The following is a 14,853-nucleotide window of genomic DNA, read 5'->3' as shown; positions in this document are numbered from 1 at the left end:
TTTAAGCCTCCTCTTTTTTACCAAGTTTGTTTCTTCTCTTGACAGCATACTCAGAAGCATACTTGTCAAGCTTAACTGTCATGAAACGGATTACCTTCTCATCGCGGCGGTATTCAATCTCAAGCTTCTCAACAACTGATGGCTCAGCCTTGAACTCAAGCAGGCAATAGAAACCTGTTGACTTCTTCTGAATTGCATAAGCCATCTTCTTCAGTCCCCAGGTCTCCTCGTTCAGGATCTCAGCTCCCTTGTCGGTAAGCAGAGTCTTGAATTTAGCGACCGTTTCCTTCATCTGTTCATCAGACAAAACGGGAGTCAAAATGAAAACGGTTTCGTAATGATTCAACATTGTTTTAATTGTTTATTTATTAAATTTGCAAAATGCGGTGCAAAGGTACGACTTTTATTTTTATACTATACACAACCCGACTATCATTTAAACACTTGTTAACTATTGTCTAATACTATTTAAGGGAATTTATCATGTAATAACCATTAAGAATAGGGTTAATTCTAACTTTCCTTCATACATAAAGTAATTATTCAGGCATTATTTCTCCCACCGATCAGCCATCAAGGCAGTTTCCAATGCCAAAAAGATGCTTGCAAAGACATAATTTTCAAGAAAAACGTGTACCTTTGCCTATGAGATGGCAAGAGACAATATAAAAACATACTGCCACGCGACATCTTTATCAAAATCCAATTAAAACGAGTTAATATCACACGTTCACTTCGAATCAACTATAATACGAATCAATTATAAAAGATATGGCTGACGACACTTTTATAATATCACGGTTATACAAAGGCGACGAGGATGCTTTTCGCTACATTTTTGATAATGAGTATGGACTGATGTGCAGTTTTGCCAACAGGATGCTCCACGACAGGGCCATGGCTGAAAGCATTGCTGACGACGTGATCTTCAATCTTTGGAAGAGCCACGAGAGACTCAACATAACCAGCAGTCTGCGTTCCTACCTATTGGGAGCTGTAAGGAACAGGTGTATAAACGAACTGAAATCGCGCATAAAGCGCCTTTCTGCCACCAATGCTTCTCTCAACATAAGAGAAGAAATGGAAATGCTCGACGTTATTTTCACAGATGGCAGCCAACCCCTAGGAACACTGCTCGAACAGGAACTCGAAGAACAAATAAGTCAGTGCATATCGCTGCTTTCTAAAGAATGCCGCGAGGTGTTCGAGAAAAGCCGTTTCGAAGGACTTTCATATAAGGAAATCGCTAGTGAACTGAATATTTCAACCAACACAGTGAAATATCACATCAAGCAAGCATTGTCATTTCTCCATTCCAATCTTGACGGTTATCTGAAGTGGATTGTCATCGCCATGCTCATAAGATAGCATTTCAAAGTATGCAAATCCACATTATAGTCATTCACTCAATCACAGCCAGTATCCTTACAGGCAGTTTTCTGAACAAATAGCATGTGAATGAGCCTACACTTGAAGAACAATGGGAAAAGACTATATAAATAATGTACGCTAGGAGAGACACACACTTTCAATCACCATTGAATAAATATTTTTATGATGGAGTTATTTTTTTCAGTTTTTCACTACCCTCTCATCTGTCATGTTTGTCATAACAGTATAGAGACTCAAAAATCCTGATATGCAAAGAGAAGAAAAATACGAACAGATCGACAAGATGGCGGAGCGTTATCTTGCTGACAGAAGCGACAGGGAGGCGATAGTTTTCCTGCGCGATGCCGCATTGGAGTCTGACGACTATCGCCGTCGCATACGGCATATCATCGAGATTGACTTCTCATCTGCCGTTGCATCATCTGCCGACGGTTACGACAAGGAACAGGCCTACCACCGTTTCTGCGATCGCGCTTCTTCAAAAGGGAATACCGGCGGCACATCATTTTTTCGCCTTCATTGGCGTAGTGCCGTGGCAGCGGCTGCCATTGCCTTGGCCGTAGCTCTACCGTGGGCAGGATACGAATATGCCACAAGCAGCATGACGCGTCAGCTTGCCCAGATCAGAGTATCGTCTTCAGACGGTTCCATCTCCGAAGTGCGTCTACCCGACGGAAGCCGTGTATGGCTGAACGCCCGTTCACACATCGAGTATTCTCAAGGATTCGGCATCAGCGACCGAAATGTGAAGCTTACAGGTGAAGCATGTTTCGACGTTAGCAAAAACAAGGAGCTGCCCTTTGTGGTAAGTACGAAATCGGCAAATCTGAAGGTCCTTGGCACAAGATTCACTTTTCGCGACTATCCAGAAGACCAATGCGTCACTGTGAAGCTAATGCGTGGACATGTAGACATTGCGAGCACCAAGACCGGCAAACACATGGAAATGGTAGGCAACGAGCGACTGACACTGAACAAGGGCACTGGCCAGATGACCAAGATGAAGATGGAAGATGGCAACCGTTCTGACTCATGGATACATGGTGAACTGTTCTTCGACGAGATACCACTCATACAAATAGCCCAAACACTGGAGCGCACCTACAAAGTGAAGATAAAAGTGGCACAACAGTTACGTCAGAGGGCCTTCTACGGAACATTCCGCCAGACAACAACCATTGAGGATATTCTGTCTACAATGGCCAAAACTCAACAGATGAGATACAAACGACTGAAAAGTGGGGAGTATTACATATATTGAATGGGTAAATTTACAAGAAACAGATTTACCAATCTTACATAAACCGAATCTATTATGAAACCTGAAATATAAAAACAAAAGACAAAGCCTATGGATAAACAAAAGAAAAGGAAATGACACGAAATACTGAAAAAAGGAACTTATAAGAACTGTAAATAAGCAGTCAGAATATAAAAACTGAATAACCGAATCCGCCTCGCCCCAATATGGAGCAGGCAGGACATAATCTCTATCATAAACAATAATAAAAAATAAATCTATTAATCCTATGTACAACTATCAAAAGGCTGTATGCATAGCCTCAGCACTATTATGCCTCAGCGCCACTGCCAGTGCTCAGCAGGTGACGCTCAGAGCAAACAATGTAACTGTGAAGCAGGCCATGAACCAATTGCGGGAAAAGACCGGCTACACTTTTGTTTTCTCATCTACCGATGTCAACACCCAGCGACAGGTAACGGTGTCGGCAACCAATGCCGACCTCTCTGCCGTAATCGAGCAGATTTTGAAGGGTCAGAAGGGCATCGACTACAAGATTGAAGGCAAGAACATCATTATAACCAAAGCTCGCCACAACGGTGTGAAACATGCCACACAACAAGCCGGCAACAATGCCACCAAACGTCTTACAGGAAGTATCCTGGACGAAAACGGTGACCCCATGATCGGTGTCACTGTAACTGTGGACGGCATGCCAGGCGGTACAATTACCGATATCGACGGTAATTTCGTTCTTGCCAACGTTCCCTCTTCAGCGAAAAGCCTCCACGTGAGCTACATCGGCTATGAGGACAAAACCGTTGCCGTTGCCGACGGCATGATGCGAATCAAGATGAATCCAGATACGAAACAGCTTGACGACGTGGTCGTAGTGGGTTACGGCACCGTGAAGAAGAATGACCTTACGGGGTCTGTTTCTGCCATCAAGCCAGATGAATTCAACAAAGGTTCAAGAGCGAGTGCACAAGACGCTCTCGTGGGCAAAGTTGCCGGTGTAAACGTTGTTTCAAGCTCTGGTGCTCCAGGCTCTGGCTCTACGATACGTATCCGCTCCGGTGCATCTCTGTCGGCTTCTAACGACCCGCTGATAGTTATCGACGGTGTGCCAGTGGACAACTCTTCCATCGAGGGCGGCAGCAACCTTATCGGCGGCATCAACCCTAACGACATCGAGACTTTCACTGTATTGAAGGATGCCTCTGCCACTGCCATCTATGGTTCACGTGCCAGCAACGGCGTTATCGTGATAACAACAAAGAAAGGAAGTTCGGGCGCACCGAAGTTCAACTATTCAGCAAACTTTGCTATAAGCACTACAGCGAAACGTCTGAAAGTGCTCAGCGCCGATGAGTTCCGTGCCTTCGCCCCAACAGTGACAGGTGTACCAGCTGACGCAGCTTTCGGAACAAACAACACCGACTGGCAGGACGAGATATACCGAACAGCATTCGGCACCGACCACAACATCTCCATGTCGGGAAGCATCAACAGGAAAGCTCCAGTTAGGGTGTCTTTAGGCTACACAAACCAGAACGGTATCATCCGCACGAACAATTACAAGCGCTATACCTTCGACGGCGGTCTCGCACCGAAGTTCTTCAAGGACCACCTTTCTGTAAACGTTAATCTGAAAGCTTCAATGGAGGACAACACCCGCGTGGACGAATCAGTTGTAGGCAATGCCTTGGCTTATGACCCAACACGCCCTGTGCATACCGGCAGCGAGACATCTGCCACTGACCCAGGCCGTGGCTACTTCATCTGGATGAACGGCAACTCTCCGATGGCCATACAGACCGACAACCCTGTGGCACAATTGGAACTACAGAATCTGCACAACAAGCTCTATCGTTCTATCGGCAACGTTGCCCTCAACTATAAGGTGCACGGTTTCGAAGACCTGCAGTTGAACCTCAACCTGGGCTACGATGTGCTTGAAAGCAAATACAGCAAATTTGTGCCTGAGCTGGCGGGAATGATGTATACGGCTAACAAAAAGGACGGTACGGGTCTCGACTACAACTCCAAGCACAACAAGACGAACACCCTGCTCGACCTCTATGCCAATTATCAGCACTCATTCGGCAAACACGACATCGGAGCCATGGCCGGTTACGGATGGCAGCATTTCTGGAAGAAGTTCAGCGATACCACACTGTCGCCAGAGGGAGTGGAACTGTTCTCCGCAAAACACTCTAAGTCTGAATATTATCTCCTTTCATTATATGGAAGACTGAACTATAGCTACGACAACAAATACATGGTTACGGCAACTCTGCGTTCCGACGGATCGTCGAGATTTGCCAAGGGCAACCGCTATGGTTATTTCCCTTCTGTAGCCCTGGGATGGAAGATTTCCGAGGAGTCGTTCCTGAAAGAGAACAAGGTTCTGACAAACCTGAAACTGCGCCTTAGCTATGGCCAGACTGGTCAGCAGGACATTCTCAACGACTATCCATACATGACAACCTTCTCTGCCTCTTATCCAGAATCCAGCTATCTGTTCGGTGACAAGTGGTATAACACTTATCGTCCTAACGGCTACGACCGCGACATCAAATGGGAGACAACGGAGACATGGAATGCCGGACTTGACTATGGTTTCCTCAACAACCGCATATATGGTTCTATCGACGTATACAAACGCCACACCAAGGACCTTCTCAACACCATTCCTGTAATTTCCGGTGTGAACTATTCCGCCGTGCTCACCACAAACATCGGTGAGATGGACAACAAGGGTGTGGAGTTCTCAATCAATGCAGTGCCTGTTCAGACCAAGGACTTCTCGTGGAGCGTAGGACTGAATTACACTTGGAACGACTCAAAGATAACGAAACTCAACACCGTAGATACAGAAGGCTCTTACGTTGAAACCGGCGCCATCTCTGACACTGGCAAGTTCGTTGAATGCTTCATGGTGGGCAAACGCCCTTACACCTTCTATCTGGCAAAGCAGGCATACGACGAGAATGGCAAGCCTATGGAAGGTCAGTTCGTACAACCGGACGGTAGCGTTTCTTCTAAGGAGACACGCCATGCCAGCCGCTGCGCCCTGCCAAAGTCATATCTCGGTTTCAACACTCAATTCACATACAAGAACTGGGAGTTGGGCATCACTGGCCATGGTTCATTCGGAAACTACATATATAATTATGTGGCAGCCAACCAATACCAGCAGCAGGTATATAGCGATCAGGGCAACTTCTCAAATATCCTGAAGACCACGGCACAGAGCGGATTCCAGCAGCAGCAGCTCTATTCTGATTACTTCCTTGAGAAGGGTGACTTCTTCCGTATCGACAACATCACGCTGGGCTACACATTCCACAAACTATGGAACTCATCGAGCAGCCTGCGTCTCTCGGCAGCAGTTCAGAATGTATGTGTAATAACCGGTTATTCGGGTCTGGATCCAGAGATATACAACGGTATCGACCGTGACGTATATCCTCGTCCACGCACCTTCTCAATATCTGCTAATCTGAATTTTTAAATAAAGTAAATGAATTGACGGGAGAACTGGTCAATGAATGAAACAATTTCCCAGTCAATCAACAAAATGAACACAACTTATGAAAAAGAATATATTGAAAACAATGTTGCTGGGCATCCTGGGATGCCTCTTCACATCATGTTTCAGCGACCTCGACACCATGCCTCTCGACGACAATGAGCTGGTGAGCGAAAAGGTCTATCAGACAGCCGACGGCTATACAGGAGTACTTGCAAAATGCTACAGCTCACTTATCCTCACAGGTCAGAAAGGTGGCGACGGTGGCGACGGTGACCTTGAGGGTGCCAACGAAGGATACTCTGGATATGTGCGCCTCATGTTCTACCTGCAGGAGTTGCCAACAGACAACTTTATCATGCCATCATCGTCTAACGGACTGCGCAAATGTCTAAACTTGCAGTGGGACGCATCCAACGCTTCTGTCATCCGCTGGACATATCAGCGTCTCTACATGTCGATAGCATACTGCAACGAGTTGCTGCGCGAATGTACCGAGAGCAAGCTCAAGAGCCGCGGACTATGGAATGAACTTGGCGGCGAATGTGCCAGCTACCGTGCAGAGGCACGATTCATCCGCGCCTACTGCTATGCTACCTTGTGCGACCTCTTCGGCGGCGTGCCATACATCGACGAGAACACTGGCGTGAAGGACATACCGCAACAGTGGACCCGCAAGCAGATATTCGACTTTGCCGAGAGCGAACTTCTCGCCATAGACACAGACCTCAAGGCTCCAGGCGAGAACGTGTATGGACGTATCGACCGTGTGGCAGCATGGTTCCTGCTCTCCAGAATGTATATAAACGCAGAATCATGGACTGGCGAGAACCGCTACAACGATGCTCTCAAATATGCCAAGATGGTGATCAACGACGGTACTTATCCTTTGGCCCCTGACTATCGTACGATCTTCCTCGCCGACAACGACAAATGTAGCGAAATAATCTGGCCTCTCGTTCAGGACGGACTCAGAGCACAAAGCTCAGCCGGAACGAACTTCTACACAAAGGCTTTCGTCAACGGACCGATGAACGAGCTGTATAAAACAGGCGTTGGATCTCGCGGATGGGGCAACGTAAGGGCGAAGACCACTCTCGTTGACGCTTTCGACGCCCAGGATGTGATATTCGACCCAAACGACACATGGGGCGACAAGAAGATGGACAAGCGAGCACAGTTCATGACGGCTCTGCCCAACCAGACAAAGAACACATGGGACGAGAAAGGCAACATGACGAGCACCTTCACCTGTGGCTACGGCTACATCAAATGGCGCAACGTAAACCGTGACAATTCTCTGCCAGAGCAGGGTGACGCATATTCATCCATCGACTTCCCTCTGTTCCGCTCTGCCGAAGCTTATCTCATAGCCGCCGAGGCTATTCTGAGAGGTGCTAACGGCACTATGGATGAAGCATTAGGCTATGTAAATGAAATACGCGAACGCGCCTATATGTCTGGCAAATACGCAAAGGACGGTGTTCGTTCCGACGTATCGGGAGATATACAGATGAGCGATCTCAATCTCGATTTCATCCTCGCTGAGCGCCAGCGCGAACTTGCCACAGAACTTGTGCGCCGTACCGACCTCGTACGCTTCGGCAAATTCACAAGCGGACGCAACTGGGATTGGAAGAACGGCGTGCGCGAAGGTGCCGACGTAGAGGATTACCTGAAGGTATTCCCTATCCCTCAGACAGAGTTCTCCAACATGCCTTTGCTGAAGCAGAACGACGGTTATGCCAATTAACGAGTTAACAAGCAGACGAGTTAACAAGTAGACAAGTAGACGAGTAGACAAGGAAATTGTTTTTCTTCTGACAATCAAAGGAAACCTCCTTGTCAACTCGTCAACTAAAAACAAACATCATGATTTCAATCAGACACACACTACTCACACTGACCATCGCCTTGGCAGCCAACGGTGCGATGGCACAGACATCATTCGAAGAGATCAGTGCCGATCTCAACAAGTCGGGAGGCGTATATCTCGCATACCCAGAAGTGACAACACGCCAGACTCCTGCTCCAAAAGGCTACACACCATTCTACGTAAGCCATTACGGACGCCACGGTTCTCGCTATCTCTTGGGCGACGGCGACTTCACCATGACCATCTCACTGCTTGAGAAAGCTGAAAATGAAGGATGCATAACACCGCTCGGAAAGGACGTGCTGCAGCGCCTTCGCAAGGTGTTCACAGAAACACGCGGACGGGGCGGAGACCTCACTCCACTGGGAGCCAGACAGCACAAAGGTATTGCAGAGAGAATGGCCCGCAACTATCCTGAGGCGTTCAGAGGCAAACGCCGTGTATTCGCCCGTTCCACTGTTGTATACCGTTGTGCCATGAGTATGGCGGCATTCTGCGATGGACTAAAAGGTATATATCCGCAGCTCTCTATCGACTACGAAATGACGGAGCGCAACATGTCATATCTGAATTACCATACCGATGAGTCAAACAAATTCACTCATGGTGAGACTGGTCCTTGGGTGGAGGAATATCGCAAGTTTGAGGCAGAACACGTGAAACCTGCTCGCCTCGTAAACTCACTGTTTTCAGATGCCGACTTTATCCGCTGCCAGGTAAATCCGGAGAAACTCGCATGGGCATTCTACTGGATTGCTTCTGACATGCAGGACATAGAGACCAAAGACGTGACGTTCTACGACATTTTCACGCCACAAGAACTCTTCGACATGTGGCAGTGCGTGAACTACCGCTTCTATATCGGCAATGCCAATCCTCAGATGAGCGACGGACTGGTAATGGCAAACGCATCAACGCTCGTTGAGAATATCCTTGAATGTGCAGACAAGGCTATCAGCAATGGCGATATGGCTGCTGACCTAAGATTCGGCCACGACGGAAACGTCATTCCGCTACTTGCATTCCTACAGATCGATGGTTTTGATGTGGAAGTAAGGAAACCAGAAGAGGTCTACAAACACTGGGCTGACTTCAAGGCCACCCCGATGGCAAGCAACATTCAGATTGTATTCTTCCGCAACAAGGCAGGCAATATCATCGTAAAATTCCTCCACAACGAGAAGGAATGCCATATCCCGGTAGCCACCGATTCATGGCCATATTACAAATGGTCTGACGTGAAGAACTACTATCAAAACAGGCTTAAGCAAATCAAACAACGTGTAGCCAACAGAAAATAAGACAACACACCACACACCTTACCAATAGTTTTTTATGTTCGCAAAGGCTCGGAGAATATATCATCTCCGGGCCTTCTTTGGTTAAGGAGAAACTACCTTCTTAATTCACAACTAACTACCTTCTTAATTCACAACTAATTTCCATACGTTGCACAATCTTTATTATATTTTTCCGTTAACATGTAAGCAAAAAGAATAGTTGATTAAGAAATACAACAATGAACATTGAAAAATTCTCAGAAATCATAGCCGCCCGGCTATCTATCAGTCGCCGAAGTACAGAAAACACTCTCCAGTTGCTCGAAGAGGGATGCACCATCCCCTTCATCAGCCGCTACCGCAAGGAACGCACAGGAGGTCTCGACGAAGTGAAGATTGCAGCCATCAGCGACGCCTTCGACAAGCTAAAAGAAATAAGCAAACGCAAAGAAACTGTGGTGAAGACCATCACAGACCAAGGAAAGATGACAGACGCGTTGCTACAGCGCATTGACCTCTGCTGGGATGCTGACGAACTGGAAGACATTTACATGCCATTCAAACCAAAACGTCGTACCAGAGCACAGATGGCTCGCGAACAAGGATTGGAACCGCTTTCTGTAATCCTCATGATGCAAAAAGAAAACAATCCGGAAGCTGCCGCACAACGTTTCGTTAAAGATGGCGTGAAAGATATAGCGGCTGCCATTCGCGGAGCACAAGACATCATTGCCGAGACAGTGAGCGAAGACGAACGCAGCAGACAGACCGTGAGACAGGCTTTCCGCTGTGGTGCCATAATATCGTCGAAAGTTGTCAAGGCAAAGGCAGAGAGTGAAGAGGCTGCGAAATTCTCAGACTATTTCGACTTCTCCGAACCGCTACGCAGATGCTCATCCCATCGTCTGCTTGCCATGCGCCGTGGCGAAAGCGAAGGTATACTCCGAATTTCAATATCTGCCGACGATGATGAATGTACCGAGAGGCTTAAAAGATTCTTCGTCCGTGGCTACGGGCGCTGCTCCTCACTTGTGGGCGAAGCTGTTGACGACTCATACAAAAGACTTCTCAAACCTGCCATAGAAACGGAATTTGCAAATCTGAGCAAGGAAAAAGCCGATGAGGAGGCTATCGGCGTGTTTGCAGAAAACCTGCGACAGCTGTTGCTCTCTGCCCCACTTGGTCAGAAACGAGTTATGGGAGTGGACCCAGGATTCCGAACGGGATGCAAGATAGTATGTCTCGACGCACAAGGCAATCTGCTACACCACGAGGCCATATTCCCCCACCCTCCTGTAAACAAGGTTCAGCAAGCCACACAACAGATGCTTAAGATGATAAAAGATTACCGTATCGAAGCTATAGCCATTGGCAACGGTACGGCAAGTCGCGAAACCTCCGCATTCGTCCGCTCACTGCATCTCGCTGATGAAATAAAGCAGTTTGTGGTAAGTGAGGACGGTGCTTCTGTGTATTCTGCTTCTGAAACAGCACGAGAGGAATTCCCTATGGAGGACGTCACAGTACGAGGCGCTGTGTCGATAGGCAGACGACTTATGGACCCTCTTGCTGAATTAGTGAAAATAGATCCGAAAAGTATCGGTGTGGGACAATATCAGCACGACGTTGACCAGACGAAGCTCCGTAAGAGCCTTGACTTGACGGTGGAGAGTTGCGTAAACTCGGTGGGCGTAGACCTTAATACGGCAAGTCGCCATCTGCTGACATACGTCAGCGGACTGGGACCGGCATTGGCTAAGAACATAGTGGAATATCGTCGCAAAAACGGGCCGTTCCAGAGCAGAGCACAATTGAAACGCGTACCACGCCTCGGTCCGGCAGCATTTGAACAATGTGCCGGATTCCTTCGCATACCAGGAGCCCGTAATCCTCTTGACAACAGTGCTGTACATCCTGAAAGCTATAAAATAGTAGAACAGATGGCTAAAGACTGCCACTGCTCTGTTGGCGACCTGATTCTCGACAAGAAGAAGCGTGATGGCATAGACATAAAACGCTATGTGACAGACACAGTAGGTATACCTACACTCACTGACATCATCAGCGAACTGGAAAAACCGGGACGCGACCCAAGAGAACAAATTGAAGAATTTGAATTTGACAGCAGCATACAATCTATTGCCGACCTTAAGGTGGGTATGGTAGTGCCCGGTATTATCACCAACATCACCAACTTCGGTGCCTTCGTAGATATCGGCGTGCATCAGGACGGTTTGGTACACATCTCCCAACTTGCCGACCGCTACGTCAGCGACCCTACACAAGTAGTGAAGCTACACCAGCATGTCATGGTAAGAGTAGCTGAGGTTGACGAGAAGCGACATCGCATATCACTATCAATGAAAGGAATATAATAGCCTTATGCAAATAATGGAAGTTTAACGTGAATCAGCATCAATGCTTTGTCAAGACAAGGCATTGGTGCTCTTCAGCAAGAACATAGACCAGCAAACAAATAAGATATACCACAACTTTGACCAGTAGAGACAGGAATAACGAGCAATAAAAAAGCCGCATCGCGAAAATTGCAATGCAGCTTTTTTTGGGATTTATGATTGCTTATGATTTACTTCACCTTAGCAACGATAGCCTTGAAAGCCTCTGGGTTGTTTACAGCGAGGTCAGCGAGAACCTTACGGTTGATCTCGATACCAGCCTTATGCAGAGCACCCATCAGAGTAGAATAAGTCATATTCTCGAGGCGGGCAGCAGCGTTGATACGCTGAATCCACAACGCACGGAAAGTACGCTTCTTGTTGCGGCGATCGCGGTAAGCATAGGTAAGACCCTTCTCCCAAGTGTTCTTGGCTACGGTCCATACGTTCTTACGCGCTCCATAGTAACCACGTGTAAGCTTTAAAATTCTTTTTCTTTTTGCTCTTGAAGCAACATGATTTACTGATCTTGGCATAGTTTCTTCTTACTTTAAAAATGTTAGACAATAGGATTAACGGAGACGCAGCAAATCACGTACCTGCTTAACGTTGCTAGGATCAACGATTGCAGTGTGAACCAAATTACGCTTCTGCTTCTTTGTTTTCTTAGTCAGGATGTGACTGTGGTAAGCGTGACGTCTCTTAATCTTACCTGTACCAGTGAAACGAAATCTCTTCTTTGCACCGGAGTTTGTCTTTACTTTTGGCATTTTTTTAAATGTTTAAATGGTTATTTATTATGCGGTGGCAACGTATATACCAAGACGTTACGCACCTGTTATTTTCTCTTATATATTACTTCTGGAGCTTCTTCAGAGCATCGGCACCATTTTTGGCGTTAGCGAAGAGTCCTCCGTTAGCAGGAGTCTCAGCAGTTTCTGTAGCCCCCTCTTCTTTTGTCTGACCCTTGGCCTCAGCTTCACGGCGCTCTCTATCCATCTTCTGCTGACTCTTCTTGGCTACACCGGCTTTCTTTGGAGAGAGATAGAGGAACATCTTCTTGCCTTCCAATGCAGGCATCTGCTCCACCTTGCCATATTCCTCAAGATCGTTGGCGAAACGCAACAACAGAACTTCTCCCTGCTCCTTGAAAAGGATAGAACGGCCACGGAAGAACACGAAAGCACGAACCTTGTTGCCTTCCTCGAGAAATTCCTTGGCATGCTTGAGTTTGAAGTTGTAGTCATGATCATCGGTCTGTGGTCCGAAACGAATTTCCTTGACTTCTTGTCTAACTTGCTTTGCCTTCAGTTCCTTTGCACGTTTCTTCTGCTGATAAAGGAATTTGCTATAGTCGATGATACGACATACTGGCGGTTGGGCATTTGGAGAAATCTCTACCAAATCCACGCCCTTGTCTCTTGCTATATCAAGAGCCTGACGTGTAGGCATTACGGTTGAACCATCATCTCCAACAACTCGCACTTCCCTGACGCGAATCTGTTCGTTCACGCGGTACTGGTTTTTCATTTTGTCATTCTTCATTCGACTATTTTACGTTAAGCGGCTGCAAAGTTACGACTTTTTAATGTAAATTGCAAAATTATCATTTCTTTTTTTACATATAAATAGCGAAATATCACTCTGTTAAGTGTAATTCGCATGAAAATGTCGTTACACGATATAACAAAAGAGACTTTACCTAATGACAGTCAAAAAAAAAACACAAAACCAAAATAAGGAATAGCATACTACAAAAGTCCCCGTCACAATGAAGTGACGGGGACATAGTATGTAATAAATCGCTATTCAGCCAACTTATTATTTTGTGTTGTCGTTGAAAGTAGCAACACGGTTGAACTCAACCTGCTCGAAGAGCTTGTCTGTTGCACCCATTCCCTTAGTTGTAAGGCGGCTTGCAGCAATCTTGTACTTCTTGACGAGGATGTTCTTAACAGCGTCTGCACGCTTCTCAGAAAGTCTCTGGTTCAGCTCCTTAGAACCCTCTGGAGATGCATAACCCTTGATCTCTACAGTAGCCTCTGGATGATTCTTCATGTACTGAGCGATGAGCTCGATGTTAGCGTACTGAGCAGGATCAACTACAGACTTGCCCTGACGGAAGATAACTGTAGGCTGGAGGTTAGTCGCTGTAGCTGGCTTCTCATACTTAGGCTTGCTGTTGCACTCGTCGAGAGCTTTCTGGAGGTCAGCAATCTGACGGTTCTTAGCAGCGAGCTCAGAATCCTTACCGTTCAAGTCGTTGCGCAGATCGTTGATCTTAGCGTTCAAACCGTCGATCTCAGCCTGGTCGCGAACCTGTGCGATAGTGAAGTTGTGTGTACCGTTAGAGTTCTTGAACTTGTAAACAACACCTGCGTTGAGCTGGAAGTCAGCGTAGTTAGCATCGTAGCGAACGCCCTTCTTAGCGCCCTCGAGGTTCCAAACTACTGCTGGCTCAACATATACCTGCCATGCCTTGTCCTTGCCGAGGTTGAAAGCGAAGTCAAGACCAGCCTTAGATGTCAGGAAGTCTACCTTGTCAGCAGAATCCCAAGAGTTTGCATAGTAACGATCGTGATCCTCGCCACCGAATACGTGACCCCAACCAAGACCATAAACGCCGCTTACCTCGAAGAGACGTGGCTCACCTTTGTAACCGCCGAACCAGTTGCTGAAGTTGATTGTAGCGATAAGAGAGGTGTTGATTGAGTTAACCAAAGTATTTGTGTAGTTACCGAAGAGGTTGTTCATTGTACGCCCTGTATGATGAAGATCGCTGAAATAAACATTGCTCTCAGCAGCGAGACCGAATACAGGAGTGAAATAGCGACCTACGCGGATACCTGCGTTAGGAGTGATATCCTTGAGCCATGTACCGCCACAGCCGAGCTGTGAAGGATGAATACCTGTTGCAAGACCACCGTTTACACCGATGTACCAATTGTCAAAAGTCTTACTCTCAGTAACTGTCTGAGCAGATGCGGAAACTGCCAAAGCAGCAGCAGCGCACAAAGTAAAGAATTTTTTCATGTTCTTAATCTTTAAAATTAATTATAAATACAGTTTTTTAAATCTTTCTACATTCTTGAAGTGCAAAGTAAAACATTTTTCTGATAGCAGCCAAACTTTTC

At 46.8% G+C, this 14,853-nt stretch carries 11 protein-coding genes; 6 read left to right on the top strand and 5 right to left on the bottom strand.

Annotated elements, in window-relative coordinates; all coding sequences use genetic code 11:
- Nucleotide 1 precedes the first annotated feature (1 nt).
- The gene (rpsF, locus tag ACDC99_RS03205) at nucleotides 2-346 is read right to left on the bottom strand and encodes a 30S ribosomal protein S6 (RefSeq protein ID WP_042520097.1); all 345 of its coding nucleotides are present in this window, start codon (nucleotides 344-346) and stop codon (nucleotides 2-4) included.
- A 425-nt stretch (nucleotides 347-771) separates the two neighbouring features.
- On the opposite strand from rpsF, the gene ACDC99_RS03200 reads away from it, so the two are divergent.
- From ACDC99_RS03200 to ACDC99_RS03175, 6 genes are all read left to right on the top strand, one after another.
- The gene (locus ACDC99_RS03200; protein WP_022315902.1) at nucleotides 772-1,368 is read left to right on the top strand and encodes an RNA polymerase sigma-70 factor; all 597 of its coding nucleotides are present in this window, start codon (nucleotides 772-774) and stop codon (nucleotides 1,366-1,368) included.
- Between the two features lie 271 nt (nucleotides 1,369-1,639).
- Nucleotides 1,640-2,653: a FecR family protein gene (locus ACDC99_RS03195; RefSeq protein WP_044065277.1), complete on the top strand. Its 1,014-nt coding sequence runs from the start codon at nucleotides 1,640-1,642 to the stop codon at nucleotides 2,651-2,653.
- A 268-nt stretch (nucleotides 2,654-2,921) separates the two neighbouring features.
- Nucleotides 2,922-6,149 carry a TonB-dependent receptor gene (locus tag ACDC99_RS03190; protein ID WP_370755811.1) on the top strand — a complete coding sequence of 1,076 codons (3,228 nt, stop codon included), beginning with the start codon at nucleotides 2,922-2,924 and terminating at the stop codon, nucleotides 6,147-6,149.
- Nucleotides 6,150-6,228: 79 nt separating this feature from the next.
- Nucleotides 6,229-7,920: a RagB/SusD family nutrient uptake outer membrane protein gene (locus tag ACDC99_RS03185; protein WP_044065028.1), complete on the top strand. Its 1,692-nt coding sequence runs from the start codon at nucleotides 6,229-6,231 to the stop codon at nucleotides 7,918-7,920.
- Nucleotides 7,921-8,039: 119 nt separating this feature from the next.
- Nucleotides 8,040-9,344: a histidine phosphatase family protein gene (locus ACDC99_RS03180; protein ID WP_044065026.1), complete on the top strand. Its 1,305-nt coding sequence runs from the start codon at nucleotides 8,040-8,042 to the stop codon at nucleotides 9,342-9,344.
- Nucleotides 9,345-9,562: 218 nt separating this feature from the next.
- Nucleotides 9,563-11,698 (top strand): Tex family protein, encoded by a 2,136-nt coding sequence (locus ACDC99_RS03175; RefSeq protein WP_042520095.1) that lies wholly within the window; start codon nucleotides 9,563-9,565, stop codon nucleotides 11,696-11,698.
- A 212-nt stretch (nucleotides 11,699-11,910) separates the two neighbouring features.
- On the opposite strand, the gene rplT is transcribed toward ACDC99_RS03175, so the two are convergent.
- The 4 genes from rplT to ACDC99_RS03155 all read right to left on the bottom strand — a co-directional run bounded on the left by rplT (nucleotide 11,911) and on the right by ACDC99_RS03155 (nucleotide 14,752).
- A complete protein-coding gene (gene rplT / locus ACDC99_RS03170) occupies nucleotides 11,911-12,255 on the bottom strand; it encodes a 50S ribosomal protein L20 (RefSeq protein WP_022315895.1) in 345 nt (114 codons plus the stop codon).
- A 36-nt stretch (nucleotides 12,256-12,291) separates the two neighbouring features.
- Nucleotides 12,292-12,489 (bottom strand): 50S ribosomal protein L35, encoded by a 198-nt coding sequence (gene rpmI, locus ACDC99_RS03165; RefSeq protein WP_022315894.1) that lies wholly within the window; start codon nucleotides 12,487-12,489, stop codon nucleotides 12,292-12,294.
- An 85-nt stretch (nucleotides 12,490-12,574) separates the two neighbouring features.
- The gene (gene infC / locus ACDC99_RS03160; RefSeq protein WP_044072759.1) at nucleotides 12,575-13,264 is read right to left on the bottom strand and encodes a translation initiation factor IF-3; all 690 of its coding nucleotides are present in this window, start codon (nucleotides 13,262-13,264) and stop codon (nucleotides 12,575-12,577) included.
- A gap of 276 nt (nucleotides 13,265-13,540) precedes the next feature.
- Complete coding sequence (locus ACDC99_RS03155; RefSeq protein ID WP_044065343.1) at nucleotides 13,541-14,752, bottom strand: OmpA family protein; 1,212 nt, start codon at nucleotides 14,750-14,752, stop codon at nucleotides 13,541-13,543.
- Nucleotides 14,753-14,853 lie beyond the last annotated feature (101 nt).

The organism is Prevotella pectinovora, from assembly GCF_041323955.1.
In the GTDB taxonomy this organism is placed as follows: domain Bacteria; phylum Bacteroidota; class Bacteroidia; order Bacteroidales; family Bacteroidaceae; genus Prevotella; species Prevotella pectinovora.
The sequence above is the reverse complement of the archived record's forward strand: the minus strand, read 5'-3'. Positions and strand labels throughout refer to the sequence as shown.